We start from the raw sequence: 25,443 nt of genomic DNA on the forward strand, positions 1-25,443 counted from the left end.
GGCCGCGCGCCGCCGCAGCTTCCCGGAATCCGCAGGTGAATCCGCAGGTCAGCGGGGACCTCGGCGGACGGCCCGCAGCCACTCCTTGTTCATGGCGGCGATCGACGGCAGCGGGATGCCCTTCGGGCAGGCCGTGGCGCACTCGCCGGTGAGGGTGCACCCTCCGAAGCCCTCGGCGTCCATGGTGGCCACCATGTCCAGGACCCGGGTCTCCCTCTCCGGCGAGCCCTGCGGGAGCACGTTCAGGTGGTTGACCTTGGCGGAGGTGAAGAGCATCGCGGAGCCGTTGGGGCAAGCCGCCACGCAGGCTCCGCAGCCGATGCACTCGGCGTGCTCGAAGGCGTAGTCGGCGTCGGGCTTGGGGACGGCCGTGGCGTGCGCCTCGGGGGCGGCGCCGGTCGGGGCGGTGATGTAGCCGCCGGCCTGGATGACCCGGTCGAGGGCCCCGCGGTCGACGACGAGGTCCTTCACCACGGGGAAGGCCGAGGCCCGCCAGGGCTCGACGTCGATGGTGTCGCCGTCGTCGAAGGAGCGCATGTGGAGCTGGCAGGTCGTGGTGCGCTCCGGCCCGTGGGCGTCGCCGTTGATGACGAGGCTGCACGCGCCGCAGATGCCCTCGCGGCAGTCGTGGTCGAAGGCGACCGGGTCCTCTCCGCCGAGGATGAGGTCCTCGTTGAGGGTGTCGAGCATTTCGAGGAAGGACATGCCCTCCGAGATGCCGTCGACCTCGTACGAGGCCATCGCGCCGGGGGCGTCGGCGTTCTTCTGGCGCCAGACGCGCAGGGTGAGCTTCATGCGTAGCTCCGCTGGGTGGGGTGGACGTACTCGAAGACGAGGTCTTCCTTGTGCAGGACGGGGGCGGCGCCGGTTCCGGTGTACTGCCAGGCGGCCGCGTACCCGAACTCCTCGTCGCGGCGGGCGGCTTCGCCGTCCGGGGTCTGGGACTCCTCGCGGAAGTGACCGCCGCAGGACTCGGCGCGGTGGAGGGCGTCGAGGCACATCAGCTCGGCGAGCTCCAGGTAGTCGACGATGCGGTTGGCCTTCTCCAGCGACTGGTTGAACTCCTCGCCGCTGCCCGGCACCTTGATCCGCCGCCAGAACTCCTCGCGGATCTCGGGGATCCGGGCGAGGGCCTTCCGCAGGCCCTCCTCGGTGCGGGCCATCCCGCAGTACTCCCACATCAGTTCGCCGATCTCCCGGTGGAAGGAGTCGGGCGTGCGGTCCCCGTCGACGGCGAGCAGCTTGGCGAGGCAGTCGCGGGTCTCGCGTACGGCGGCCGCGGCCTCGGGGTGGGTGTCGTCGACGGTGTCCCGGTGCGGATGGCGGGCCAGGTAGTCGTTGATGGTGGAGGGCAGCACGAAGTAGCCGTCGCCGAGGCCCTGCATGAGGGCGGAGGCGCCGAGGCGATTGGCGCCGTGGTCGGAGAAGTTGGCCTCGCCGATCGCGAACAGCCCCGGGACGGTGGTCTGCAGGTCGTAGTCGACCCACAGTCCGCCCATCGTGTAGTGCACGGCGGGATAGATCCGCATGGGGACCTCGTACGGGTTCTCCGCGGTGATCCGCTCGTACATGTCGAAGAGGTTGCCGTACTTCTCGGCGACCTTCTCCTTGCCCATGCGGCGGATGGCGTCGGCGAAGTCGAGGTAGACGCCCTGGCCGCCGGGGCCGACGCCGCGGCCCTCGTCGCAGACGTTCTTGGCGGCGCGGGAGGCGATGTCGCGGGGCACGAGGTTGCCGAAGGAGGGGTAGATCCGCTCCAGGTAGTAGTCGCGCTCCGCCTCGGGGATCTCGGCGGCGGGGCGGTTGTCGCCCTTGGCCTTGGGGACCCAGATGCGGCCGTCGTTGCGCAGGGACTCGCTCATCAGGGTGAGCTTGGACTGGTGGTCGCCGGTGCGCGGGATGCAGGTGGGGTGGATCTGGGTGAAGCAGGGGTTGGCGAAGTACGCGCCGCGCCGGTGGGCCCGCCAGACGGCCGTCGCGTTGGAGTTCATGGCGTTGGTGGAGAGGTAGAAGACGTTGCCGTAGCCGCCGCTCGCGAGGACGACGGCGTCCGCGTAGTAGGTGTCGATCTTGCCGGTGACCAGGTCCCGGGCGACGATGCCGCGGGCCACGCCGTCGACGGTGATCAGGTCGAGCATCTCGGTGCGGGCGTGCATCTCGACGTTGCCGGCGGCGATCTGCCGGGAGAGCGCCTGGTAGGCGCCGAGCAGCAGTTGCTGGCCGGTCTGGCCGCGGGCGTAGAAGGTGCGGGAGACCTGGACTCCGCCGAAGGAGCGGGTGTCGAGGAGGCCGCCGTACTCGCGGGCGAAGGGGACGCCCTGGGCCACGCACTGATCGATGATCTCGACGGAGATCTGGGCGAGGCGGTGGACGTTGGACTCGCGGGCGCGGAAGTCGCCGCCCTTGACGGTGTCGTAGAACAGGCGGTGTACGGAGTCGCCGTCGTTGCGGTAGTTCTTGGCCGCGTTGATGCCGCCCTGGGCGGCGATGGAGTGGGCGCGGCGCGGGGAGTCGGAGAAGCAGAACTGGACGACGTGGTAGCCCTGTTCGGCGAGGGTGGCGCCGGCGGCGCCGCCGGCCAGGCCGGTGCCGACGACGATGACGGTGTGCCCGCGCCGGTTGGCCGGGTTGACCAGCTTGGCCTCGAAGCGGCGGCGGTCCCAGCGCTCGGCGATGGGGCCTTCGGGCGCCTTGGCGTCGGCGATCGGGTCCCCGGTGGTGTAGTCGGCGTAGTCGGTGTGGTGCATGGTCTCGCTCAGGATCTCGCTGCTGCTCGTGTTCTCGCTCATGGTCAGCTCACCACTCCGGTCATGACGGCGACGGGGACGGACACGAAGCCCGCGAAGAGGACGAGGGCGAGGGAGTTGGCCAGGAACTTCAGCGTCCTGTCCCGTCGGGCGTTGCCCGCGCCGAGGGTCTGGGCGGCGCTCCAGAAGCCGTGGCGGACGTGCAGGCCGAGGGCGGCCATGGCCACGAGGTAGATGGTGTTGCCGTACCAGGTGGAGAAGGTGGCGAGGACGTTCTCGTACGGATGCCCGGCCCAGGCCCGCTCGTTCACGGTGAGCGTGGTGAGGTCGAGCAGGTGCCAGACGATGAAGAGGGCGAGGATGATGCCGCCCCAGCGCATGGTGCGGGTGGCGTAGCTCGCGCGGCGGCGCTTGTGGACGTACTTCACCGGGCGCGCCTTGATGTCGCGGCGGCTGAGCTGGTACGCGCAGACCCCGTGGGCGATGACGGCCGCGAGCAGGGCCGCGCGGACGATCCACAGGGCCCACTCGTGGTGCAGGAAGGGCGAGCCGAGGGTGCGCAGCCAGTGCGCGTAGCCGTTGAACTCGTCCGCCCCGAAGAAGATCTTGAGGTTGCCGAGCATGTGCACGACGAGGTAGCCGAGCATGATCAGGCCGGAGACGGCCATCACGGACTTCTTGCCGACGGAGGAGTCCCAGAGCGTGCGCGTGGTGGACGGCCGTCGATCCGTCCGCGTTGCCAGAGCCATGACATTGACCGTAAGGACGAAGGTCCCGAAAGGTCCAAGACATGGCAGAGCTCAAGTCGATAGGCTCAGCCTATGTAGCCGCTAGCCTGGGGTCATGCAGTTCCAGCAGCTGGTCTACTTCGTCGCCGTCGCCGAGACCCGGCACTTCACGCGCGCGGCCGAGCGCGAACACGTGGCCCAGCCCTCCCTGTCACAACAGATCAAGGCGCTCGAACGGGAGCTGGGCGCCGAGCTCTTCAGCCGGGCCCGCGGGAACATCACGCTCACCGACGCCGGCGAGACCCTGCTGCCGCTGGCCCGGCGGATCCTCGCGGACGCGGACACCGCGCGGCTGGAGGTGCAGGAACTGGCGCAGCTGCGGCGCGGCCGGATCCGGCTGGGGGCCACCCCGAGCCTGTGCACCGGCCTGCTGCCGGGCGTGCTCCGGGCCTTCCACACCGCCCATCCGGGGATCGAGCTGCTGATCGAGGAGAGCGGTTCGCTGGACCTCGTACGGGAGCTCGCGCGCGGCTCCCTGGACCTGGCGCTGATCGCCCTGCCGCTGCCTCCCTCGGCTCCGGCGCTGACCACGGTGGAGCTGCTGACCGAGGACCTGGTGGTGGTCTCCTCGGCGGCCCTGCCGCCTCCGGCGGGCGGCGGTTCGCTCACGGTGTCCGCGCTGCGCGACGAGCCGATGGTCATGTTCCGGCACGGCTACGACCTGCGGGACCTGACGGTGGCGGCCTGCCGGGCGGAGGGCTTCGAGCCGGTGTTCACGGTGGAGGGCGGCGAGATGGACGCGGTACTGGGCTTCGTCCGCGCGGGCCTGGGCATCGCGGTGGTCCCGGCGATGGTGGTGGCCCACGCGGGCTCCGGCCTCCGCGCCACCCCCCTGACGGGCTCCCCCTTGCGCCGCACGATCGCCCTGGCCCACCGCACGGACGTGGCGCCTCCGCGGGCGGCCCGGGAGCTGAAGCGGATCCTGCTGGGCTGAGGACTCTCAGACCTCGAAAGGAGGCCCTGGCCGGGGTCCGGGCGCGGGTCCGGGTTGGGGTGCGGGTCCGGGTTGGGGTGCGGGTCCGGGTGCGGGTCCGGGTCCGGGTCCGGGTGCAGCCGCCGCGACCACGACTGTGGCCGTCCACGACCCCGGCTCCGACTGCGGGTCCCAGAGCACCACGACCTCTTGCCCGTGGAAGTCCCGGGCGAGCCCCTGCACCATCTCGGCGGCAGCCCGCCGCGCCTCCTCCGGGGTCGCGCCGGACGGGACGTCGGGAAGCCCGCCGCACAAGCCCCCGCCGTTCCCTGTGACCACCCCGGTCCGCCAGCCGTTGATCCCCGTGCCGCCCCGGCCCGCCATGAGGACCAGTCCGGCGGGCAGGCCGAAGGGAGGCTGCCGCTTCTTCACTTTCCTGTTCGTTCGGGCCATGACGTCAGGCCCGGCGCGCGGGCAGCGCCCGGTCGAGGCCTCCGGACAGGAGGGCGAAGGCGCGCTCCGCGTCGGCCACGGCGGCCGGGTGGGCCTCGTCGGCGCTTTGGCCGGCGTCGATGCGGCGCCAGTTCTCCCGGCCGAGTTCCTGCCGGGCCGCCACCAGGGATCCCGCCGCCAGACGGGCCGTGAGCGGATCGGCCCCCTCGGCTTCGAGTACGGCCGCGAGCAGCTCCACCTCGCGGGCGGTGTAGTGGGCCGTCCGGGACGCCAGGCTGGCGGTGCCGTAGAGCAGGCGCTGGAAGGCGAGCACGTTCGGGTGGTCGCAGAGCCCGGTGATCGGGTCCCGCTCGGCGAGCGCCGCGAGGAAGTGCGCGCGCACGGCCGACACCGGGGTCTCGCCGGGCGGCCGCTCGCGCACCAGGCGCGCCGCCTCGTCCTGATGGTCGGCGAACCGGTCGAGGACCAGGTCCTCCTTGCTGGGGAAGTAGCGGAACAGCGTCGGCTTGGAGACCTCGGCGGCCGCCGCGACGTCGGCGACCGACACGGCGTCGAAGCCCCGCTCCAGGAAGAGCTCCAGCGCCGTGGCCGCCAGCTGCCGGCGCGTACGGAGCTTCTTGTTCTCGCGCAGACCCTTCGCGTTCTCCATGCGCCCACCCTAACACGAACGAGTGACTCAGTTAATTTCGTGACCGGGTTGCATTTTCTGTCGCGAGCCGCTTTCCTTGAGGTACCGACGACGAGGGGACATCTCATGACTGACGCAGTGGACGCAACGGACGTGCTGATCGTGGGCTCGGGCCCGACCGGCCTCACGCTCGCCTGCGACCTGGCCCGTCGCGGCATCGCGGTGCGGATCATCGAGGGCCGCCCGGGTCCGCACCACGAGTCCCGGGGCAAGGGCCTCCAGCCGGACAGCCTCGAAGTCTTCGAGGAGCTCGGCGCGGCCGAGTCGGTGAAGGCCAAGGGCCGCGAGGGCATGGTGCTGCGCAAGTACTTCGACGGGGAGCCGGTCAAGGACACCGTCGTCGGCGGGGGCCTGCTCATAGGGCAGTGGCAGGTGGAGGAGACGCTGCGCGACCGGCTGGCCGAGCTGGGTGTACGAGTCGAGTACGGGTCCGGGCTCATCGGAATCGCCCAGGACGCGGGCGGCGTCCGCGCGGAGCTGGCGGACGGCACCGTGATCCGGGCCGGCTATCTCGCGGGGTGCGACGGCGGGCACAGTGCCACCCGCGGACTCCTCGGCATCCCCTTCGAGGGGAACGGGGAGGAGGAACCGGCGATGGTCCTCGGAGACGTCAGGGCGCCCGGACTCAGCCGCGAGTTCTGGCACCAGTGGTTCACGTCGGACGGGGGCGGGATCCTGCTCTGCCCGATGCCGGGGACGGACACGTTCCAACTGCAGGCCCCGCCCGAGACGGACGAGCGGGGTGAGGCACTGCCGCCCTCGCTGGAGAGCTTCCAGCGGCTCTTCGACCGGTACGCCAGGACGCCGGGGATCCGGCTGGCCGACCCCACTTGGCTCTCGTCCTGGCGGGTCAACGTCCGCATGGCCACCCGGATACGCGAGGGCCGGGCCTTCCTCGCCGGGGACGCGGCGCACGTCCACCCCATAGCCGGCGGACTGGGCATGAACACCGGCATCCAGGACGCCGCCGCCCTCGGCCGGACGCTGGCCGCAGTCCTCTCCGGGACGGCCGGGGAGGAAGCTCTCGACGCGTACCAGGCGGAGCGGCTGCCGGTGGCCGCTGAACTCCTGGCCGACACGACACGGCGCTACGAGCGAGTGCTGGCGGCCGTCCGCGAGCCGGGCCGGGGCACGGAGGCGGGCCTGGAGTGAGCCCGGCCGGCCCGGCCAGTGCGGGCCGGGCGGCCAGTGTGGGGCGCCCGGCCGGTGCGGGCGGTGTTCAGGACGTGGGGACCGCGTCCGACAGGGACAGGGTGTGGATGCGGTCGGCGGCGCCCGGGCGGGCGTAGTACCAGCCCTGGGCCGTGTCGCAGCCGAGGGCTCGGAGCTGGGCGGCCTGGGCGCCGGTTTCCACGCCTTCGACGGTGACGGCGAGTTCGAGGCTGTGGGCCAAGGCGACGATGCCCTCCACGATCTTGACGTCGACCGGGTTCGCCGGGGTGTGCTGCATGCCCTTGGTGAAGGAGCGGTCCAGCTTCAGGACGCTGACGGGCAGGCGGCGCAGGTTGGCCAGGTTCGAGTAGCCGGTGCCGAAATCGTCGAGGGCTATGTCCACGCCCAGGGCCGCGAGCCGGCGCAGGGGTTCGAGGAGTTCGTCGTCGGCGCCGATCAGGGCCGACTCGGTGACCTCCAGGCACAGCGTGCCCGGAGACAGGCCCGAGGACTCCAGGACCCGGATCGTGTCGGCCACCAGGCCGGGGTGGTGCAGCTGGGTCGGCGACAGGTTGACGTTGATCCGCAGGGTGGCGCCACCCTTCTGGTGCTGCCAGGCGCGGGCTTGGCGGACCGACTCCTCCAGAACCCAGCGGCCGAGCGGCACGATCAGGCCGGTGCGTTCGGCGAGGGGAATGAACCGGTCCGGGCCGAGCACCCCGTGCTGCGGGTGCGACCAGCGCACCAGGGCCTCGGCTCCGTGCACGCTGCCGTCGTGCATGTGGACCAGTGGCTGGTACTCGATGAAGAACTCGCCGCGTTCCAGCGCCGCCGGGAGGGCGTTGGTCAGACCGTGCCGGGTGATGGCGCGCGCGTCGGCAGCGGCGTCGGCGAACTCGAACCGGTTGCCGCCGGCCGCCTTGGCCCGGTACATGGTGATGTCGGCGCTGCGCAGCACCTCCGCGGGGGTGCGTTCGCGGGCCGGGCCCTCGACGATGCCGATGCTGCCCCGGACCGTCAGCTCGCGGCCCTCCAGCCGGATCGGGACGGAGAGGGCGGAGAGGATCCGGACGGCGAGTTCGGTGGCCTTCTCCTCGGTGTCGGGGCCGGTGGTCAGGGCCACGAACTCGTCGCCGCCGAGCCGGGCGACCACCTCGCCCGGTCCGGTCGCGCAGCTCTGCAGCCGGTCGGCGACCTCCACCAGCAGCCGGTCGCCGGCCGAGTGGCCGAGGCTGTCGTTGACCGCCTTGAAGCCGTCGAGATCGAGGTAGCACAGGCCGAAGCGCGAGCCGCCGGAGCCGCTCAGGGCCTTCTCCAGCCGTTCGAAGAAGAGCGTCCGGTTGGGCAGGCCGGTCAGGGCGTCATGGGTGGCCTCGTAGCGCAGGCGCAGGTTCAGCAGGCGACGCTCGGTGGTGTCCTCCATCAGGGCCAGCTGGTACTGCGGCACGCCCTCGGCGTCGCGCAGCAGCGAGACCGTCAGGTTGGTCCACAGCACGGTCCCGTCGTGCCGGTAGTACGGCTTCTCGACGCGGTAGCTATCGCGTTCGCCGCGGACGAGCTCCCCGTACATCCGCCAGACGTGCGGGGTGTCGTCGGGGTGGCTCCATTCGCTGACGTTGCGGCCGCGGACGTGCCCGTCCATGCCTCCGAACATCTGGAGCAACGCGTCGTTGATCTCCAGGACGTTGCCCTCCAGATCGGCGATGCCGATCCCGACGGCGGCGCCCTCGAAGACCGCCCGGAAGCGGGCCTCGCTGGCGTGCAGCGCCTGCTGCGCGTCGATGCGGGCGGTCAGGGCGGACCGGGCGATGGCCTCCTGCTCCTTGAGGGTGCGCTCGCGCAGTGCGCGGGCGAATCCGGCCGCGATGCCGTGCTGGAGCCGGGCGCAGCGGGACCGGTACTCCTCGGTCCCCTCGACGCTCTCGGCGTCGGGGCCCTCCGGGCCGCAGTACAGCACCAGGTAGGACTCGACGACGCCGAGCGTGCCGGACAGCGCCTCCGGGTCGGTGCAGTGGACGGCGACGAGTTCCTCCCCGACCCGCTGGCCGACGGAGGAGTCGAAGGGGCGGGCGCGCAGGGCCTCGACGAGGGTGCGGGTGAGGGGCACGAGGTGGCGTTCGAACTCGCCGCGGGTGAGCGAGGTCGCGGTGACCGGGAAGATCGCTCTCCCCCAGATCGTCGCGAACCGTCCGATCCGGTCCTCCAGACCACCCTGCGGCGCGGCAGGGTCGTCCGCCGTCTGCGTCGGCAGTCTCACGCCTTGCGTCCCACCCCGGCGAAGCCCGAGAAGGCGTACGGGTCCTCGTCCACGGCCCCGCCCTCCGGCCCGCCGGTCGTGTCGGGCCGCCAGTCGGGCATCGACACCAGTCCGGGCTCGATCAGGCCGAAGCCGTCGAAGAAGCGCCGGATCTGCTCCCCGTCCCGCATGACGAGCGGGTTGCGGATCTCGCGGTAGACGCCGACGGTTCCGCTCGCGACCTCCTCGGAGAGCGGGATCCCCTCGTACGAGGCGTGGGTGAGGATGAGCAGGCTGCCGGGGGCCAGCGCGTCGCGCAGTTCGGCGACGGCGGCGTAGGGCTCGTCCGCGTCCTCCAGGAAGTGCAGGACGGCGACCAGCATCAGGGCCACCGGGCGGCTCAGGTCGAGTCCCTGGGCCACCTCGGGGGCGGCCAGGATGTCCTGGGGCTTGCGCAGGTCGGCGGCGACGACCCCGGTCCGCTCGGTGCCGGCCAGGACGGCCTGGCTGTGGGCGACGGCCACCGGGTCGTGGTCGACGTAGACCACGCGTGCCTCGGGGCTGGCGGCCTGGGCGATCTCGTGGACGTTGCCGAAGGTCGGGATGCCGGAGCCGATGTCGAGGAACTGCGTCACGCCCTCGGCCACGGCGTACCGGACGGCACGGCGCATGAATGCCCGGTTGGCCTGCATGATCTTGGGCAGGCCCGGCATGAATTCCATGGCCCGGCGGGCCGCCTGCCTGTCGACCTCGAAATTGTGGGAGCCGCCCAGGTAGTAATCGTAGATGCGGGACACGCTCGGCACCGATATGTCGATGCCTTGCGGGGCCCAGGCGGGGCGCTCCATCGGGGTCTCCAAGGCTTGGTCCTGCAGCGGTCCGGGACGGATCGGACTCCTGTCCGAGCCGAATGTACTGATCATTGCCCAACGGAGCGAGCGAAAGCGGAAATTGGCGATCCGTTCTTCGTCACACGCCAAAGGCCGGACGGACTACGTCCGGAGAATGATCGAAACCGACAAATACCTTTTGGGAAAAGGTCGGTGAACGACCGGACACGAAGCAACTCTGGCTCAAACCTCTGTAGCCAAAGCCTCACCCGTTCAGGCGAACCAAGGTCAACCTTCCCGCGCGCGGGCGCGCGCGACCCCATGATCCCCGGGTGAAAAGAGCCTCTTCCAGGCGCCTGCTGGCAGTCCCGGTCCTCCTGTGGGCGGCCCTGTCCGCAACACCGGCCATGGCCGATAGCAGCGCATACGCCACGATCGACGCCGGCGACGGGGCGAGCGCCGTCAAGGCCGCCGCGTCCGCCTTGAGCAGCGCGACCGGGGGCACTCAAGGTGGCGGACGTCACGGCGACCAGGGCCGTCGGCGCGACCACGGCAACCAGGGCGGCCGCGGCGATCGCGGCCACCCCGGACTCGGCCAAAGCCAAGGTCACGGCCACGGCCACGGGGGCCACGGGGGCCACGGGGGCCACGGCCATGGCGGCCACCACGGTCATCCGCCCTGCCCGCCACCGCCTCCCCCGCCGTGCCCGCCCAAGCCCACCCCGCCCCCTCCCCCGCCGCCGGCCCCGAAGCCGACGCCCACCCCGACACCGCCGCCACCTCCACCGCCCCCGCCGCCACCCGCTCCGAAGCCGGTGCCCAAACCCCCCGAACCGGCCCCGCCTCCCGCGCGCCCGGCTCCCGTTCCCCCGGCCCCGAAACCGGCGCCCAAGCCGGTCCCCGAACCCGCCGCGAAACCGCCTTCGCCGCCGGCGCCCGCGCCTGCGCCGCCCCGGGTGATCCCCGTGGCCGCGCCCAAGAAGCCGGTCGCGCGCCCCTCGTACCACGCGGCGGCCCGCAAGCCGGTCGAGCGCCACATCTCACCGGTGACCTTCACCTTGATGACCGCGGCCCCCGCGGTGCTCGCGATCGTCGCGCTGCGCCCGCGCTAGAGCCGCCGTATTCCACCCCGTAATCGATTGGGAGTCATCTTGTCGGAATGGCTCGTCCTGTCCCTCGCGATGGCCGCGGCATGTGCCGTGGTGCTGTCCATCGCCTTCTTCAATCAGCGCCGGATCGGCGAGGACGACGATCCCAGCGAAACCCCCGATGTCATCGAGTACATGACGATGATGATCGGCGTGATCTACGCGATCGTGCTGGGCCTGGCGATCGCCGGCGTCTGGGAGGGCCGCGGGGCCGCCCAGGAGTACGTGCGCCAGGAATCGCAGGCCCTGCACGAGATCAGCGTCCGCTCCGAGGTCTACCCGGCCGAGGTCCGCAAGAAGATCAGGTCCGACGTGGACGCCTACGTGACCTACGTCGTCGACACCGAATGGAAGGAGATGGCCGAGAACGGCGAGCTGACGGACCGCAGCGGGGAGCTGCTGGACCGCATCCGCCGTGACGTGACGGACTACGAACCGCAGACCGATCACGAGGGCCAGGCGTACCAGCCGCTCGTGGACCAGGTAGCCGTGGTCGACGACGCCCGCAACGCACGGGGTCAGAGCGCCGGGGCCACCATGCCCGGGGTGGTCTGGTTCGGCCTGATCGCCGGGGCCCTGGTGACGGTGGGGCTGATCTTCACCCTGCAGATCAGGCGCTCGTTCCGGGAACTGCTGCTGGCCGGGCTGTTCAGCGCGCTGATCGCGTTCCTGCTGTTCCTCATCTGGGACTTCGACGCACCCTTCGGCCGGGGCATCGCCGCCACCGCCGAACCGTTCCTCTCCCAGTTCCCGCATCTGGGCCTGGGCGACTGACACCGCGTCGCCCCTGCGGCCGCAGCACAGCGCAGTGCAGCTCACCGCACCGCACCGGGGACCCACCGCGGCCCGGCAAACCGGGGACGGGCCTCCCGTCCCCGGTTCGGCCTACCGCCATGCCCCATTCGCCCGTTCCTGATCGCGGGTCACCGCGTCCGGACCTAGCGTGGCGGACATCGAGGCGCACGACCCCCCACGTGCGGAAACCGTTCCGCGGCTGCTCCTCGGGGATCCGGAGAATCAACCATGGGCGCGATACCCACCTCCCCCACAGCCCTGTTGGGCGCCGCCGCGGCGGGCGCCCTGCTCGTATTCGGCGCGGCGGCCGCGCCCGCCGCGCTTGCGGCCGAGGCCGCGCCCATCACCTCCTTCGGTTTCGCCATCACCCCCTCGACGGTCGCCCCCGGCGGCCAGGTGGTGCTGTCCGTCACCGGCTGCAACGCCGCCTTCGCCACCGTCTCCTCCGGCATCTTCGACACCGTGAGCATCGACCGGGGCAAGACCGCACGGGTCACCGTGGACCGGGACGCGCGGCGCGGAGCCCAGTACTCCGTCTCCTTCACCTGCGCCGGCGAGACCGGCTCGGCCGACCTCACGATCACCGGCGGCACCGGCAGGCCCACGACCAGTTCCACCGTCGGTGCCCGCAAGACCGCGAGCGCGGTGGCCGGTACGAGTACGGGAACCAGCGCCGGCACCGGTACGGGCGCTTCGCGCAGCGCCACCCTAGGCGTCCGCGGCGGCCTCGGCGGCAGTATCGCCGGGCTCGATCCCCTGGAACTCGGCGCCGGCGCGGGGCTCGTCCTCGGCGGGCTGGTCGGTCTCGGATACGCCCTGCGCCGCCGGGACATCCGCCGCATCCACTGACCGCGCCGCGCATCCGGCCGCACCCGGGCCGGCACACCCCCACAGCCCCACAGCCCCACACCCCCACACCCCCACACTCTCCACCCAAACGATCTCCCGAAAACGCCGGTCGCCCCGTGTCCTGGCCAGGACACGGGGCGACCGGCGGTTGTCCGGGCCGACCGGGGAGGTCGGCCGGTCAGGCCCGGCCGCGGATCGGGCGCCGGCGGCGCATCACGTGGGCACCGGCGCCGAGGGCCGCCGCACCGACGAGGCTCGCGCCGATGGCGGTCTCGGTGGTGGACGGGCCGAGGGAGCCGCCGATGCCGCCCTGGGCGCCGCGGCCGTCCAGGATGGTGAAGCGGTGCGTGGCGACCAGGCTGTTGTCGTGGCACTTGACCGACAGCGTGTGGTGCCCGGGCGAGGCGTGGTTGAAGATCCTGACGGTCGCGAAGCCGATGGAGCCGGCCGACAGGTTCGTCTGCGGAAAGTTGCCGTGCGAGAAGACGATGCCGCCGTGGCCGCAGCCGGCCGCGCTGACCTGCATCGTGGAGCCCTGGTGCACGGAGTAGGGGTTGACCGTGACGTTGCTGGGCCCGCCGTTGCCTCCCGAGGGCGGACCGCCCGCAGGGTTCGCGGTGGCGAAGGGGGAACTGAGGGCGATGGCGGCGCAAGTGGCCGCCGCGGTCACGGTAAGAGCGCGGAGAACACGCATGATGGAACCTCCAGCGGGAAGCGCCCCGGAGCGGTGGCCCGGGCAGATCGACGAGAACGCCTCCCATCACGAACCCTCGACCGGGTCCGCAACCAGCGCATTTCCACCTTTGGGCCGCAAGGTTGAGCGACACGCCGAAGCGCGGACGCGTTTGCTGACGGATCCGCAGGTCACGACCCGTCAGGCATTTATGTGACGATTACCTGGATGGGCGCACCCCTTCCGGCCCCACCACCCGTTCGCCCTTCCCCGATCGCCGTCCCGCACGCCCCGCCTTAGCGTGCGTGAAGTAGGGCGTGAAGGGGTGGGACAAGAACGCGGGTCGGGACCCCCGCGTCGGGAAGGGAGAACCATGCTCGAGGACGAGAGCGAGCGGCCACCGAGGAGACGCTCCCCCTGGGGTGCGATCGCGCTGGTCATGCTCAGCGGCCTCGCCATGATGCGCAACGGAGCCGAGGCCGGCGACGGACCCCCGCAGCCGGCCGCCGCCGCCGCGGTCAGCGCGCCGGCCGGGTCGGCGGTCGGGCCACAGGGCGACCAGGCACCCGCGGAGCCGCCCGTGCCGCCGCCGGACATGGAGGTGCTGAACCACTCGTCGGTCCAGCGCATCCGGATCCCGTCGATCAGCGTGGACGCACCGGTGATGACGGTCGGACTGGACGCGCAGGGCTGGATCGACGCGCCGCCCCCGCAGGACAAGAACCTGGCCGGCTGGTACCTCAACGGCATCTCGCCGGGCCAGCAGGGTTCGGCGGTGATCGTGGGCCACGTGGACAACGCTCAGGGCCCCGCGGTCTTCTACGGACTGGGCTCGGTGCAGAAGGGCAGCCGTATCGAGGTGGCGCGCTACGACGGCCGCACGGCGGTGTTCGAGGTGTACGGCGTGGAGGTCTTCTCCAAGAACACCTTCCCCGGATCCCGGGTCTACGGGGACACCGGACACCCGGAGCTCCGGGTGATCACCTGCGGCGGCGGCTACTCGAAGGGGCGCGGCTACGACGGCAACGTCGTCGTGTTCGCGCGGATGGTGGAGGCCCGCTGACCCACTCCCCCACCCGCGCGGCGGCGACGGACCGTGCCGCCGCCGCGCGGGGTACGCCGCTCAGCGTGACGGCAGCTCCGGCAGCGTCATCCGGAATCCCCGTCCGAGCAGGTGCGGCAGGTAGCTCGCCAGCGCCTGCACGCTCTGCGAGCGGTTGCCGCCCGCGTCGTGGTTCAGCACGATCACCCCGGGCGCGGCCTGCTTGAGGACCCGCGACACGATCGACGCGGTGCCCGGCTCCTTCCAGTCCAGGGTGTCCACGGTCCAGGCGAGCGGCTCCATGCCGAGCTCCGCGCCGATCTCGAAGGCGGCCCGGTTCCAGGCCCCGTAGGGCGCCCGGAACCACTGCGGAGCCGTGCCGACGGCCTGCTGGACGACCTCGCTCGTGCGGCCGATCTCGGAGGCCATCGCCGGTCTGCTGATCTTGGTGAGCTGCGGGTGGGTCCAGGTGTGGTTGCCGATGACGTGTCCCTCGGCCACCATCCTGCGCAGCAGATCCTTGTTGTCCACGGCCATTTCGCCGCAGACGAAGAACATGGCGCGGACGCCGTGGCGCGCGAGCGTGTCCAGGATGGCCGGGGTGTAGCGGGGGTCGGGGCCGTCGTCGAAGGTGAGGGTCATGGCGCTCGCCGACCCACTTCCCCGTTGGGCGTCGGCGGGGAGTTCAAGGATCGGCCGGGTCCGTACGGCGGGCTTCGCCGCGGGCGCGCGCTCCGGGGCCCCTGCGGAGGTCATCGGGTCGAGCCGGTACGGGGATCCGCGCGGGAACTGCGGCAGTCCGCCGGGGGCTCCGGTGAGGGGTCCGGGACCTGCGGCTCCGCCGGGTACCGCCCCGGGTCCGGTGCCTGCCGCGGGGGCCCCCGCGCCCGATGTCGGCAGGTCGGTTTCGCCGCCCGTCAGCAGCCCTGCGGCGGCGGCGACTCCGAGGAAGACGGCGGAACGCAGGAGCATGCGTCGCCCTACTGTCGGCTCGTCATTTTTCATTACTACTACGTATCAACGACATCGCCGCAGATGTCGAGAGGCGCGGACGCGGCCCTGGCCGCTCACCCGCTCGGAGCAGTCCCGGCGGTCACCGCCGCCGGTCACCACCGCCGGTCACCACCGCCGGGCGGCGCCCCCGGTCGGACCGCCCGTCAGCCCCGCCGCACCAGCGGGAACGGCAGCGTCTCCCGGATCGTCAGACCCGTGAGGAACATGACGAGGCGGTCGACCCCGATGCCCAGCCCGCCCGTCGGAGGCATCGCGTACTCCAGTGCGTCCAGGAAGTCGTTGTCGAGCTCCATCGCCTCCGGATCCCCGCCCGCCGCCAGCAGCGACTGCGCGGTCAGCCGGCGCCGCTGCTCGACGGGGTCGGTCAGCTCCGAGTAGGCGGTGCCCAGTTCGGTGCCGAAGGCCACCAGGTCCCAGCGCTCCGCGAGCCGGGGGTCCTTGCGGTGCTGCCGGGTGAGCGGGGAGACGTCGGTCGGGAAGTCCTTGTAGAAGGTGGGCAGCTTGGTCCGCTCCTCCACCAGCCGCTCGTACATCTCCAGGACCACGTCGCCCCGGGTGTTGTCGGGCGTGTGCGGCACGGCCGCGCGGTCGCACAGCCGCCGCAGGACGTGCTCCTCGGTGTCGGCGTCGACCTCCTCGCCCAAGGCCTCGCTGATCGCCCCGTACATGGTCTTGACCGGCCAGGGTCCTGAGATGTCGTGGACGACGAGCTTTCCGTCCGGTCCGGCCTTGTGCGCGATGGGCGAGCCGAAGGCGGCCGTGGCGGCGCCCTGGATCAGCTCGCGCGCCAGGTCGAGCATCACGTCGTAGTCCGCGAAGGCCTGGTAGGCCTCCAGCATCGTGAACTCGGGGTTGTGCTTGTAGGAGACGCCCTCGTTGCGGAAGGTGCGGCCCATCTCGAAGACCTTCTCCATGCCGCCCACGCACAGCCGCTTCAGGTACAGCTCGGGCGCGATGCGCAGGTACAGGTCGAGGTCGTAGGCGTTGATGTGGGTGCGGAACGGGCGGGCGTTGGCCCCGCCGTGGATCTGCTGGAGCATCGGGGTCTCGACCTCCAGGTAGCCCCGGTCCAGCAGCCCCTGCCGCAGGGCCTGGACGGCGCTGGACCGGGCCCGTACGACGTCGCGCGCCTCGGGGCTGGCGACCAGGTCGAGGTAGCGCCGGCGGACCTTGGCCTCGGGGTCGGCGAGTCCCTTGCGCTTGTCGGGCAGCGGGCGCAGGCACTTGCCGGTGAGCTGCCAGGAGTCGACGATCACGGACAGTTCGCCGCTCTTGCTGGCGCCGACCTCGCCGCTCGCGACGACGTGGTCGCCGAAGTCCACCTGGGAGGTGAAGGTGTCGAGCACGGAGGCGCCCGCCTCGTCCCGGGTGAACATCAGCTGGACGTCTCCCGACCAGTCCCGCAGGACGGCGAACACCACGCCGCCGAGGTCGCGTACGACCATCACGCGTCCGGCGAGGGTGACGGGCGAGCCGGTGCGGGCGCCGGGCGGGTAGCCGGGGTGCGCGGCCTTGAGCTCGGCGACGGTGTGGGTGCGCTGCGGGATGCCGACGGGGTACGGGTCGGTGCCGGCGGCCCGGATCCGCTCCAGCTTGTCGTGCCGGACCCGGACCTGTTCGGGCAGCCGCTCGGGCCGCCCGCCGTCGGTGTCCTCCTCCCCTACGGATTCCAGCCCTAGGGATTCGATGGGCGGCAGGCCGGCGGTGGTGGCGGGGGCGGTGAGCCCGCGCGGGTGGCCGTTGCCCCACAGGGTGCGCATGCTCGGCACGGAGACGAACCCCTCGGCGATGCCGGAGGCGAGGCTGACCCGGGCGAGCGAGCCGGCGTCCTGGAAGCAGAGGAACCGCGGGTACCACTCGGGGCCGTACTTGACGTTCGAGCGGTACAGCGCCTCCAGCTGCCACCAGCGGGAGAAGAAGAGCAGCAGCTTGCGCCACACCTTCAGGACGGGACCGGCGCCGATCCGGCCGCCCTCTTCGAAGGCGGAGCGGAAGACGGCGAAGTTGAGGGAGATGCGGCGCACGCCCAGGCCCGGGGCGGCCGCGCAGAGCTCGGCGATCATGAATTCCATGATCCCGTTGGGGGCGGCCCGGTCGCGGCGCATCAGGTCGAGGGAGATGCCGTCCTTGCCCCAGGGCACGAAGGAGAGCAGGGCGATCAGCTCGCCCTGGTCGTCGAAGGCCTCCACGAGCAGGCAGTCCCCGTCGGCGGAGTCCCCGAGCCGGTCCAGGGCCATGGAGAAGCCGCGTTCGGTCTCGGTGTCGCGCCATTTGTCGGCCCGGTCCACGATCATCTGCATCTCGTCCTCGGAGAGGGCGGAGTGGCGGCGGATGACGGTGCCGGCTCCGGTGCGCTTGACCCGGTTGACGGCCTGGCGGGTGACGCGCATGTCGCGGCCGTCGAGGTCGAAGTGGGCGACGTGCAGGATGGCCTCGTCGCCGAGCTGGAGGGCCCCGAGCCCGGAGCGGGCGTACGCCCTCGCCCCCTCCTCGGAGGCGCCCATGACGGCGGGCTGCCAGCCGTAGCGGCGGGCGACGGCGAGCCAGGCGTCGATGGCGGGGGTCCACGCGGCGGGGTCGCCGACGGGGTCGCCGCTGCCGAGGCAGACGCCGGCCTCGACCCGGTAGGTGACGGCGGCCTTGCCGTTCGGGGCGAACACGACGGCCTTGTCGCGACGGGTGGCGAAGTAGCCGAGGGAGTCGTTGCGTCCGTAGGCGCCCAGCAGTGCCCGGATGCGGGGCTCTTCGTCCCCGTGCAGGGCGGCGGTCAGCCGCTGGGAGCGGAAGAGGGTGGCGGCGGCGTTCAGCAGGGCGAGGGCGCCGAAGAGGCCGAGCAGGAAGTACAGGGGCCTGGGCGGGTGGCCGTCGAACTGCCGGGCCGAGAAGAGCCCGCCGAAGACCTGCTTGGCGGACCAGTCCAGCCACTGCCCCTTGGGCAGGCTTCCCGGGAACAGCGCGACCAGGCCCCAGCCGAGGAAGACGGCCGCGAGCAGGCCGAGGCCGAGCACGAGCATGGCCCGCCACAGGGCCCCGGGCCGGGAGGCGGCGTTGAACTCCTTGCGCGCGGCGATCAGGATCGCGAGGGCGGCCACGGCCAGGGCCATGGAGGAGAAGCCCACCCAGTAGTCCTCTTCGGCCACGGTCAGCACGTCGACGAGGACCAGCAGGGCCAAATAGGTGACGACGATCCACCAGGCGACCTTCTTGCGCATGCCGAGTGCGGCGGCGAGGAGGAAGAGGAAGACGGCGTAGGCGAGGTTCGCGCTGACCGGCACGACGATGGCGTCGAGGAAGCGCACGACGGGCCGCAGCAGGCGGCGCAGCGTCGGGGAGAGCGCCAGCAGGGCACAGAACAGCCCGAGCGTTCCGAAGAACGCTCCGAAGGCGTCGGGCACCCGGTTCAGGAAGCGGCTGCTGCTCCCGCGCGTCCCGCGCGTCTCCTCCACGGTGGCACTCATGGTTCGCACTGTAAGGAGGGCCGCGCCCGTTCGCGCGGTAAGCCGATTAGCCTCGGAAGGGTGACGGAGCACGTGGGTACAGGATTCGAGCGCGGTACGGACGGTCCGAAGGTGATCCTCGCCGGGGTGGACGGTTCGCAGTCCTCGCTCCGCGCGGCCGCCTACGCGGCGGGGCTGGCCCGGCGGCAGAACGCGCTGCTGGCGCTGGTGTACGTCCAGCCGGTGATGCCGGCCGGGGCCTCGCTGGGGGCTCCGGTGTCCGAGGCCACCGAGGAGATCGCGGAGGGGCTGGTGGCCGAGATCCGGGAGTCCGCGGAGCGGCTGAAGGGCGTCTACGACGTCCGCTGGCAGTTCCACACCTTCCGCGGGGACGCGTACGCCGGGCTCGTGAGCGCGGCGGAGGAGCTGATGGCGGACGCGGTGGTGGTCGGGGCCTCGGAGCAGGCCGGGCACCGGATCGTGGGCTCGGTGGCGATCCGCCTGGTGAAGGCGGGGCGCTGGCCGGTCACGGTGGTCCCGTAGGCCGAGGTCCTTCCCGGCACCGCCCTGCCGCGGTCTGACGGCTCTTCCGGGCCTACTTCGCCATCGTCAGCCCGTCCTTCGCCGCGCCACGGCCGAGGACGGCCTCGGTGATCTCGTCGAGGGCCTCCTCGTATTCCCGGGCGGCCTCGCGGCCGGGCGACTGGGCGAGGGCGGCGGGGAGGTTGACGACGCGGCCCGCGCCGAGGTCCATCATCTGCGGGACGAACTCGGCCTTGGTGACCTGCCAGCGCTGCCCGGGGGCGGCCGGCGGGGCGAAGGTGAAGCGGCCGATGGAACCGTAGTTGCCGCGCATGTCCCGTGCGCCGCTGTGGTTGAACATCTCCCCGGCCACCTGGTCGCCCATGCCGTAGACGATCCAGGTCCCGTTGACCTTCTCGTACGCCTGCGGGATGTGGGCGTGCGTTCCGAGGATCATGTCCACGTCGGGGCGGCCGCCGCTCTGCGAGGCGGTCAGCGCCTTGCCGAGCGCGAGCTGCTTCTCGTCCGGTTCGGTCTGCCATTCCGTGCCCCAGTGGAGACTGACGAGGACCACGTCGGCGCCCGCCTTCCGGGCCGCCCGGGAGTCCGCGATGATCTTCTCCTGCTCCATCAGGTTGACCGCCCAGGGCTGGCCCTCGGGCATCGGGTAGCCGTTGGTGTCGTACGTGTAGGCGAGGTGCGCGACCTTCGCGGAGCCCGCCGCGTACATGGTCACGGTGCCCGCCTCGGCCGCCGTACGGGCCGAACCCGCGTGCTTCAGACCGACCTTGTCGAACCGGTCGAGGGTGCGCTTCAGGCCGGCGCCGCCGCCGTCGAGGGTGTGGTTCGAGGCCGTGGAACAGCCGTCGTACCCGGCGTCCTCGAGGCCGTCGGCGACCTCGGGCGGGGACTGGAAGGCGGGGTAGCCGGTGAACGGGCCGCCGTCCGGCCCGTAGATGGTCTCCATGTGGCATAGGGCCAGGTCGGCGGCCGAGACGATCGGCTTGACCGCGGAGAACATCGGCCGGAAGTCGTAGCCGTCGCCGTCCGCGTCGGAGGCCGCCCGCCGGATGACCGACTCGTGGGGCAGCACGTCGCCGCTCGCGACGAGGGTGAACCCCTTCCCGGCGGGGGCCGTGGTCGATCCGGGAGCGCCGGAGGGCGCCTGGGCGGGCCGCGAGCCGGTGAGGCGGGCCGGCGCGTCCGTACCGGCGGAGCAGCCGGCTACGGCCGACAGCACCACGGCGGTCAGGAGTGCGAGGGCGTGGCGGGTGCGCGCGGTCATCTGTCCCAGCTCTCCTTGATTAGTACGACAACCTGATGTTCCGTCAATCCATAGAAAGAGACGCCTGAAGTCAAGAAGCGGCTCCGCCGCGCGACCGCGCACTCACTCCAATGGCCGTTCGGCGCGCCGTTCGACCGTTCACCGCCCCTCGCGGCCGCCCACCGGATGACGCGGGTGCTTGGGCGCACCGTCCGGGCGGGACGGTTCCGGGCGGGCCCGGTGCAGGTCAGGGTGGATCCGTCGACCTCGACCGACCCCCGCACCGACCCCCGGAAGGAGCCTCCCGTGCCCCTTGCCCCCACCCTGCGACGCACCGATCCCGAGGCACTGGCCGAACTCCAGCACGAACACGGACGGGCCCTGTTCGGTTTCCTGCTGGGCCTCACGGCCGGTGACGCCCAGCGCGCGGAGGACCTCGCGCAGGAGACGCTCCTGCGCCTCTGGCAGCATCCGGAGGTGCTGGGAAGCGACTACGAGTCCCTGCGGCCCTGGCTGTTCACCGTGGCCCGGCGGCTCGCCATCGACGCCCGCCGGGCACGCCTGTCCAGGCCCCTGGAGGTGGACCCCGAGGGGCTGGACCAGGCACCGGCGCCGGGGGACGCGGTGGCGGGCTCGGTGACCGCCATCGACGTACGGCGGGCGGTGGGATCACTGGGCCCGGAGCACCGGGACGTGCTGGTGCAGGTCTACTTCCAGGACCGCTCCGTGGCCGAGGCCGCGGCCGAGCTCGGCATACCGGCGGGGACGGTCAAGTCCCGTACGTACTACGCCCTGCGCGCCCTGCGGAAGGGCCTCCAGGGCTACGGGTACGGACTCGGTGCCTGAGGACCGGCGCCGGAGGGCGTTGTCAGTACCGACAGGGAGACTCGCGGGATGACGAACAGCTCCGAGATCACCGCCTACTGGGACACCGCCGCGCCCCGCTTCGACGAGGAGCCGGACCACGGCCTGCGGCCCCAGGAAACCCGCGACGCGTGGGCCGGTCTCCTCGGCTCCTGGCTGCCTGCCGGACCGCTCGACGTCCTCGACGTGGGCTGCGGAACCGGATCGCTGTCCCTGCTGGCGGCCGAAGCCGGGCACCGGGTCACCGGCGTGGACCTCTCCCCGCGGATGGTCGGGCTCGCCCGGGCGAAACTGGCCGCCGCCGGTCTGCCGGGCCGGTTCCTGGTCGGCGACGCCGCCGCCCCGCCCACCGGCGGCCGGCGGTTCGACGTCCTGCTCTCCCGCCACCTGGTGTGGACCCTGCCCGCCCCCGAGGCCGCGCTCGGCGACTGGACCCGACGACTGCGCCCCGGCGGCACCCTCGTCCTCGTCGAGGGCCGCTGGCGCGAAGCCGGTGCGGACGCGACGCCCTACGTACCCGGCGCCGAGACCCTGCCCTGGGCCGGCGGCATCGGCGCCGACGAACTCGCCGCCGCCGTAAGGCCGCTCGTCACCACCCTGCGCGTCGAACCCCTCGGCGGCAACGCGGCCTTGTGGGGGCGCGCGGTGACCGATGAACGCTACGCCGTGATCGCCACGGTCTGACCGCCCCGGCCCCAGCGGGCGACACCACGGCCGGACGTACGACGAATGCGTCAAAGAATGGCCTGAACGCCCGCGAAGCGGACACGAACCGCATCGAAACCGGCATCGGTGCGTTCAAGTTGAGTAAACATCCCCCGCTCGACGAGCCGCGCAGGGAAGGCTCGGCGTTGACGGCGGGAAGACGCGACGCATGCGGGAGAAGGTGGAACGGTGCAGCCCGAGGGTACGAACGGCACCAGTGACGGTGGGCTCGCGGTGCCCATGGCATGGCTCTACGCGGAGTACATCGCCGACGAACTGCTGCGCACGGGCCGGCTGATCCCGGTCAGCACCCTGGAGTTCCGCGCCGGACGCGACACGCTCGCGCTGACCATCTACCTCTCGGACGCCGCCGGCGAACTCTCCGGGATCCGGGTCGTCTCGCAGCTCGACGAGTGGATGTCGCTGACGGCGTACGGGCACCCCTGGCGCGACTGGGTCCACACCCGGTTCCTCGCGCTGGGCGAGGAGGCCCGCGAGCGCGGCCGGGGCGAGGACCCCGACCTGGAGCTGGCCCGGGCCGCCTGGCGCTGGCTGGACCACACGGAGCTGTTCGCCACCAACCTCGACCCGGGACGCCACGGCCACGCCGACACCCCGCCGGGCCTGGACGAGAACGCCCGGGTCTGGACCCCGGCCTGGCAACTCGGGCTCCCGCTCGGGCATTTGGCGATGCACCTGTTCTGAGCCCGAGGGACCCGCCCCACCGCTTCCCGGCCCGCCGCCGCCCGGCCCGCTACTCCGGTCGGCGCGGCGGCCCCGGCGGCTCCGACGGGTCGGTGACCAGCCCGGTGAAGTCGGCCTCGTTGCGCTCGGCCCGGATCACGTACGCGCGGGCGACCCACCACAGCACCGGGTACACCAGGACCCCGAGCACGACCCAGACCAGCGGGCCCGACGCCACCCGCGGGACCAGGAACAGCAGGGGCAGCAGGCCCACCAGGAGGACGAGCGCGGCCAGGGCGCCGAGCCCGGCGCGGAGCTGGCTGCGCATGAGGGCCCGTACGTAGGTGGCGCCGAGGGTGGTCTGCTCGGAGATCTCGGAGCGGGCCGGCGTGTGCGCGGGGGGCCTGCGGCGGCTGCCGCGCGGGACCCCGGTGACGACCTCCCGCCGGGGCGGCTGCGGCTGCTGCTCCTCGGCCATGGGCCGGAGTCTAACCGGAGCCGGGCCGACCGGAACCCTCCCGGGAAGGCTCCGGAACCTACTTCAGCAGCTTCGACAGCCGCCGGTCGGCGAGCGGCTTCCCGCCGGTCTGGCAGGTCGCGCAGTACTGGAGCGAGGAGTCGGCGAAGGAGACCGAGCGGACGGTGTCCCCGCACACCGGGCAGGGTTCGCCCGCGCGGCCGTGGACCCGCATCCCGCTCTTCTTCTCGGCCTTGAGCCGTCCGGCGGCCACCCCGTGCGCCCGCTCGACGGCCGTACGCAGGGTCTCCTCGACGGCCGCGTACAGCTGGTCCACCTGCGCCTCGTCGAAGGAGGCGGCCAGTTTGAAGGGCGAGACCTTGGCGTGGTGGAGGATTTCGTCGCTGTAGGCGTTGCCGATGCCCGCGATGACGCTCTGGTCGCGCAACACGCCCTTGATCTGCCGCCGTTCCCCGGCGAGCAGCGCGCCGAAGGCCTCGCGGCCGAAGTCCCCGGCGAGCGGGTCCGGGCCCAGCCGGGCGATGCCGGGAACATCCTGCGGATCACGGACCACGTACACGGCGAGCCGCTTCTGGGTCCCGGCCTCGGTGAGGTCGAAGCCGCCGCCGCCCTCCAGGACGAGGCGCAGGGCGAGCGGCCCTTTGCCGGGGCGCGGCGGCCGGTCGGGAACGGTGTCGATCCAGCGCAGCCAGCCGGCCCGGGCGAGGTGGGTGACGAGGTGCAGTTCGCCGATCCGCAGGGCGAGGAACTTGCCGTACCGGGCCGTGGCTCCGGCCCGCTGCCCTTCGAGCGCGGTCAGGGGCGGGTCATACGTCTTGAGCACGCTCACGGCGAGCGGGAGGACGCGCTCCACCACCCGCCCGGCGAGGTGCTCGTCGAGGAACTCCCTCAGGGCCTCGACCTCGGGCAGCTCGGGCATGCCCCCAGCCTGCCGTGGCCTCAGGCGAAGCGCGAGCTGGGCACCGGGCCCGGGGAGCCGATCCGGTCCCGGGGGCCGGTCAGCCAGCCGGGTGCGAGGGCGGCTGCGTAGGCCCGGAAGGCCTCGTCGGTATCGGGCGGGGTCGCCCCGTCGCCCTCGTCCGGGGTGGGGTCGGCGGCGGCGATGTCGCGGGCGATGTCCGCCTCGGGGCGGGCGTCGTCCTTCCACGGCTCCGTGACGAGCTGCGCCTGCAGCGCGCTGAAGTCCGCGCTGACCTGCGGCGGACTGGTCCACCGCGTGACGTGCTCGTACAGGATCTGCCCGTCGGCGCGCTCCCCGAGCCCGGGGTCCGCGTCCGCGAGGTCGTACGCGACGACGAGGGTGTCGGTCCGGCCGGGCTCGTACGGTACGGCGGGCAGCGCGAGTACGGTCGCGGCGGCGAGGCCCAGGATCCGGTCGGAGCGGCCGGGCAGCAGCGAGACCGTGGTGGGGCGGTGCCCGGTGGCCTCCAGGGCCACGGCGAGGCGGGCGAGGCCGTGGCGGCAGGTCTCGTGGCTGTCGCCGAGGAAGGCGTAGCGGCCCCTCATGCCGGCGTCGTAGCCGTACGGAGAGAGGGTGCCGAGCAGGGTCCCGGTGAGCGCGAACTGCCAGCCGCGCAGGTCCGTGGAGTCCAGTGGTCCGACGGTGGCGGCGAGTTCGGCGCGCGCGAGCATCCGGCGCTGGCGGGCGTGGGCCCAGCTCCAGGTGTCCTCCTCGGGGGCGGGCAGTCGGCCGGCGGCGGCGCGGGCGCCGGGCAGGTCCCCGGCGAGGAGGGTGTGGTGGACGAGCAGGTACGTCTCCGGCCAGGCGGGGAGCCGGTCTCCGCGGGCGGCGAGCAGGGCCGCGGCCTCGGCGTGCCGTGCCTCGTCCTCCAGGGCGGAGACGAGCTCGGTGAGCAGCGGGCGCGCGTCCGGGACCAGCGCGAGCGCGGCACGCAGTGGGGCTATGCCGAGGAAGGCGATGCCGTGTTCGACGCAGCCGTAGCCGAGGTGGTAGAGGGCCTGCGGGTCGTCCGGCCGTTTGGCGGCGGTCTTGGCCGCCTTGGCCAGGTCCTTGAAACCGGCCGCATCGGCCAGCGCCCGGACCGCCCGGGCGAGTTCGGTGAGGGGGAGGGTCTCGGCGCGAGGGCGCAGCGACCGTACGGCGCCGGGCAGATCGCCGGATTTCAGCAGGGTGCGGACCTCGTCCAGGGTGTCAGTCATC

23 protein-coding genes are annotated in these 25,443 nt (G+C 72.4%); 10 read left to right on the forward strand and 13 right to left on the reverse strand.

Annotated elements, in window-relative coordinates; genetic code table 11:
- Positions 1 to 48: 48 nt before the first annotated feature.
- From OHA37_RS04740 to OHA37_RS04750, 3 genes are read right to left on the reverse strand one after another with little or no spacing between them, the layout of a single operon-like run.
- Positions 49 to 795, reverse strand: a complete 747-nt coding sequence (locus tag OHA37_RS04740) for a succinate dehydrogenase/fumarate reductase iron-sulfur subunit (protein ID WP_266902766.1) — start codon at positions 793 to 795, stop codon at positions 49 to 51.
- Complete coding sequence (locus OHA37_RS04745) at positions 792 to 2,789, reverse strand: fumarate reductase/succinate dehydrogenase flavoprotein subunit (protein WP_443046113.1); 1,998 nt, start codon at positions 2,787 to 2,789, stop codon at positions 792 to 794. The genes OHA37_RS04740 and OHA37_RS04745 overlap by 4 nt, the downstream gene beginning before the upstream one ends.
- Before the next feature lie 2 nt (positions 2,790 to 2,791).
- Complete coding sequence (locus OHA37_RS04750) at positions 2,792 to 3,496, reverse strand: succinate dehydrogenase cytochrome b subunit (protein WP_266902768.1); 705 nt, start codon at positions 3,494 to 3,496, stop codon at positions 2,792 to 2,794.
- Positions 3,497 to 3,590: 94 nt separating this feature from the next.
- On the opposite strand from OHA37_RS04750, the gene OHA37_RS04755 reads away from it, so the two are divergent.
- Positions 3,591 to 4,469, forward strand: coding sequence for a LysR family transcriptional regulator (locus OHA37_RS04755; RefSeq protein WP_266902770.1), 879 nt, complete (start codon positions 3,591 to 3,593; stop codon positions 4,467 to 4,469).
- Positions 4,470 to 4,905: 436 nt separating this feature from the next.
- On the opposite strand, the gene OHA37_RS04760 is transcribed toward OHA37_RS04755, so the two are convergent.
- A complete protein-coding gene (locus OHA37_RS04760; protein WP_266902772.1) occupies positions 4,906 to 5,550 on the reverse strand; it encodes a TetR family transcriptional regulator in 645 nt (214 codons plus the stop codon).
- Between the two features lie 105 nt (positions 5,551 to 5,655).
- Here OHA37_RS04760 and OHA37_RS04765 point away from each other — a divergent pair, with 105 nt between their 5' ends.
- Positions 5,656 to 6,741, forward strand: a complete 1,086-nt coding sequence (locus tag OHA37_RS04765) for an FAD-dependent monooxygenase (RefSeq protein ID WP_266902774.1) — start codon at positions 5,656 to 5,658, stop codon at positions 6,739 to 6,741.
- A gap of 67 nt (positions 6,742 to 6,808) precedes the next feature.
- Here OHA37_RS04765 and OHA37_RS04770 read toward each other — a convergent pair whose 3' ends face one another.
- Both OHA37_RS04770 and OHA37_RS04775 read right to left on the reverse strand, forming a co-directional pair.
- Entirely contained in the window at positions 6,809 to 8,998 is a 2,190-nt protein-coding gene (locus OHA37_RS04770) for a putative bifunctional diguanylate cyclase/phosphodiesterase (RefSeq protein WP_266902776.1), read from the reverse strand.
- Entirely contained in the window at positions 8,995 to 9,825 is an 831-nt protein-coding gene (locus tag OHA37_RS04775; RefSeq protein ID WP_266902778.1) for an SAM-dependent methyltransferase, read from the reverse strand. The genes OHA37_RS04770 and OHA37_RS04775 overlap by 4 nt, the downstream gene beginning before the upstream one ends.
- Positions 9,826 to 10,772: 947 nt before the next feature.
- Between OHA37_RS04775 and OHA37_RS04780 the strand changes: the two genes are divergently transcribed.
- The 3 genes from OHA37_RS04780 (at position 10,773) to OHA37_RS04790 (ending at position 12,599) form a co-directional block, all read left to right on the forward strand.
- The gene (locus OHA37_RS04780) at positions 10,773 to 10,919 is read left to right on the forward strand and encodes a hypothetical protein (protein ID WP_266902780.1); all 147 of its coding nucleotides are present in this window, start codon (positions 10,773 to 10,775) and stop codon (positions 10,917 to 10,919) included.
- A gap of 39 nt (positions 10,920 to 10,958) precedes the next feature.
- Positions 10,959 to 11,729 carry a bestrophin-like domain gene (locus tag OHA37_RS04785; protein ID WP_266902782.1) on the forward strand — a complete coding sequence of 257 codons (771 nt, stop codon included), beginning with the start codon at positions 10,959 to 10,961 and terminating at the stop codon, positions 11,727 to 11,729.
- A gap of 249 nt (positions 11,730 to 11,978) precedes the next feature.
- Entirely contained in the window at positions 11,979 to 12,599 is a 621-nt protein-coding gene (locus OHA37_RS04790; protein WP_266902784.1) for a hypothetical protein, read from the forward strand.
- A 178-nt stretch (positions 12,600 to 12,777) separates the two neighbouring features.
- Here the strand turns inward: OHA37_RS04790 and OHA37_RS04795 are convergent, their stop codons facing one another.
- Complete coding sequence (locus OHA37_RS04795; RefSeq protein WP_266902786.1) at positions 12,778 to 13,293, reverse strand: hypothetical protein; 516 nt, start codon at positions 13,291 to 13,293, stop codon at positions 12,778 to 12,780.
- A 352-nt stretch (positions 13,294 to 13,645) separates the two neighbouring features.
- Between OHA37_RS04795 and OHA37_RS04800 the strand changes: the two genes are divergently transcribed.
- On the forward strand, positions 13,646 to 14,335 hold the full coding sequence (locus OHA37_RS04800) for a class F sortase (protein WP_266902788.1): 690 nt from the start codon (positions 13,646 to 13,648) through the stop codon (positions 14,333 to 14,335).
- A gap of 60 nt (positions 14,336 to 14,395) precedes the next feature.
- Here the strand turns inward: OHA37_RS04800 and OHA37_RS04805 are convergent, their stop codons facing one another.
- Complete coding sequence (locus tag OHA37_RS04805; protein WP_323182307.1) at positions 14,396 to 15,286, reverse strand: polysaccharide deacetylase family protein; 891 nt, start codon at positions 15,284 to 15,286, stop codon at positions 14,396 to 14,398.
- A gap of 185 nt (positions 15,287 to 15,471) precedes the next feature.
- Positions 15,472 to 18,786: a bifunctional lysylphosphatidylglycerol synthetase/lysine--tRNA ligase LysX gene (lysX, locus tag OHA37_RS04810; RefSeq protein WP_266902792.1), complete on the reverse strand. Its 3,315-nt coding sequence runs from the start codon at positions 18,784 to 18,786 to the stop codon at positions 15,472 to 15,474.
- 60 nt (positions 18,787 to 18,846) lie between these two features.
- Here lysX and OHA37_RS04815 point away from each other — a divergent pair, with 60 nt between their 5' ends.
- Positions 18,847 to 19,308: a universal stress protein gene (locus OHA37_RS04815; protein WP_266902794.1), complete on the forward strand. Its 462-nt coding sequence runs from the start codon at positions 18,847 to 18,849 to the stop codon at positions 19,306 to 19,308.
- Positions 19,309 to 19,360: 52 nt separating this feature from the next.
- Here the strand turns inward: OHA37_RS04815 and OHA37_RS04820 are convergent, their stop codons facing one another.
- Positions 19,361 to 20,572, reverse strand: a complete 1,212-nt coding sequence (locus tag OHA37_RS04820; RefSeq protein WP_266902796.1) for a CapA family protein — start codon at positions 20,570 to 20,572, stop codon at positions 19,361 to 19,363.
- 285 nt (positions 20,573 to 20,857) lie between these two features.
- Here OHA37_RS04820 and OHA37_RS04825 point away from each other — a divergent pair, with 285 nt between their 5' ends.
- From OHA37_RS04825 to OHA37_RS04835, 3 genes are all read left to right on the forward strand, one after another.
- Complete coding sequence (locus tag OHA37_RS04825) at positions 20,858 to 21,397, forward strand: sigma-70 family RNA polymerase sigma factor (RefSeq protein ID WP_266902798.1); 540 nt, start codon at positions 20,858 to 20,860, stop codon at positions 21,395 to 21,397.
- Between the two features lie 48 nt (positions 21,398 to 21,445).
- Positions 21,446 to 22,099: a class I SAM-dependent methyltransferase gene (locus OHA37_RS04830; protein WP_266902800.1), complete on the forward strand. Its 654-nt coding sequence runs from the start codon at positions 21,446 to 21,448 to the stop codon at positions 22,097 to 22,099.
- 261 nt (positions 22,100 to 22,360) lie between these two features.
- On the forward strand, positions 22,361 to 22,825 hold the full coding sequence (locus tag OHA37_RS04835; protein WP_243341408.1) for a hypothetical protein: 465 nt from the start codon (positions 22,361 to 22,363) through the stop codon (positions 22,823 to 22,825).
- Between the two features lie 49 nt (positions 22,826 to 22,874).
- On the opposite strand, the gene OHA37_RS04840 is transcribed toward OHA37_RS04835, so the two are convergent.
- From OHA37_RS04840 to OHA37_RS04850, 3 genes are read right to left on the reverse strand one after another with little or no spacing between them, the layout of a single operon-like run.
- A complete protein-coding gene (locus tag OHA37_RS04840) occupies positions 22,875 to 23,282 on the reverse strand; it encodes a hypothetical protein (RefSeq protein ID WP_266902802.1) in 408 nt (135 codons plus the stop codon).
- Positions 23,283 to 23,340: 58 nt separating this feature from the next.
- Complete coding sequence (locus tag OHA37_RS04845) at positions 23,341 to 24,201, reverse strand: Fpg/Nei family DNA glycosylase (protein WP_266902804.1); 861 nt, start codon at positions 24,199 to 24,201, stop codon at positions 23,341 to 23,343.
- A gap of 20 nt (positions 24,202 to 24,221) precedes the next feature.
- On the reverse strand, positions 24,222 to 25,442 hold the full coding sequence (locus tag OHA37_RS04850) for a hypothetical protein (RefSeq protein ID WP_266902806.1): 1,221 nt from the start codon (positions 25,440 to 25,442) through the stop codon (positions 24,222 to 24,224).
- Position 25,443: the final 1 nt, after the last annotated feature.

Source organism: Streptomyces sp. NBC_00335 (assembly GCF_036127095.1).
Classification (GTDB): Bacteria; Actinomycetota; Actinomycetes; order Streptomycetales; family Streptomycetaceae; genus Streptomyces.

Bases quoted from the DNA above. Each gene is read 5' to 3' on its own strand.
- OHA37_RS04745 (WP_443046113.1), bottom strand. From the start codon at position 2,789: ATGAGCGAGAACACGAGCAGCAGCGAGATCCTGAGCGAGACCATGCAC.
- OHA37_RS04790 (WP_266902784.1), top strand. From the start codon at position 11,979: ATGGGCGCGATACCCACCTCCCCCACAGCCCTGTTGGGCGCCGCCGCG.
- OHA37_RS04755 (WP_266902770.1), top strand. From the start codon at position 3,591: ATGCAGTTCCAGCAGCTGGTCTACTTCGTCGCCGTCGCCGAGACCCGG.
- OHA37_RS04740 (WP_266902766.1), bottom strand. From the start codon at position 795: ATGAAGCTCACCCTGCGCGTCTGGCGCCAGAAGAACGCCGACGCCCCC.
- OHA37_RS04765 (WP_266902774.1), top strand. From the start codon at position 5,656: ATGACTGACGCAGTGGACGCAACGGACGTGCTGATCGTGGGCTCGGGC.
- OHA37_RS04845 (WP_266902804.1), bottom strand. From the start codon at position 24,201: ATGCCCGAGCTGCCCGAGGTCGAGGCCCTGAGGGAGTTCCTCGACGAG.
- OHA37_RS04820 (WP_266902796.1), bottom strand. From the start codon at position 20,572: ATGACCGCGCGCACCCGCCACGCCCTCGCACTCCTGACCGCCGTGGTG.
- OHA37_RS04800 (WP_266902788.1), top strand. From the start codon at position 13,646: ATGCTCGAGGACGAGAGCGAGCGGCCACCGAGGAGACGCTCCCCCTGG.
- OHA37_RS04830 (WP_266902800.1), top strand. From the start codon at position 21,446: ATGACGAACAGCTCCGAGATCACCGCCTACTGGGACACCGCCGCGCCC.
- lysX (WP_266902792.1), bottom strand. From the start codon at position 18,786: ATGAGTGCCACCGTGGAGGAGACGCGCGGGACGCGCGGGAGCAGCAGC.
- OHA37_RS04850 (WP_266902806.1), bottom strand. From the start codon at position 25,442: ATGACTGACACCCTGGACGAGGTCCGCACCCTGCTGAAATCCGGCGAT.
- OHA37_RS04750 (WP_266902768.1), bottom strand. From the start codon at position 3,496: ATGGCTCTGGCAACGCGGACGGATCGACGGCCGTCCACCACGCGCACG.
- OHA37_RS04835 (WP_243341408.1), top strand. From the start codon at position 22,361: ATGGCATGGCTCTACGCGGAGTACATCGCCGACGAACTGCTGCGCACG.
- OHA37_RS04840 (WP_266902802.1), bottom strand. From the start codon at position 23,282: ATGGCCGAGGAGCAGCAGCCGCAGCCGCCCCGGCGGGAGGTCGTCACC.
- OHA37_RS04795 (WP_266902786.1), bottom strand. From the start codon at position 13,293: ATGCGTGTTCTCCGCGCTCTTACCGTGACCGCGGCGGCCACTTGCGCC.
- OHA37_RS04775 (WP_266902778.1), bottom strand. From the start codon at position 9,825: ATGGAGCGCCCCGCCTGGGCCCCGCAAGGCATCGACATATCGGTGCCG.
- OHA37_RS04760 (WP_266902772.1), bottom strand. From the start codon at position 5,550: ATGGAGAACGCGAAGGGTCTGCGCGAGAACAAGAAGCTCCGTACGCGC.
- OHA37_RS04805 (WP_323182307.1), bottom strand. From the start codon at position 15,286: ATGCTCCTGCGTTCCGCCGTCTTCCTCGGAGTCGCCGCCGCCGCAGGG.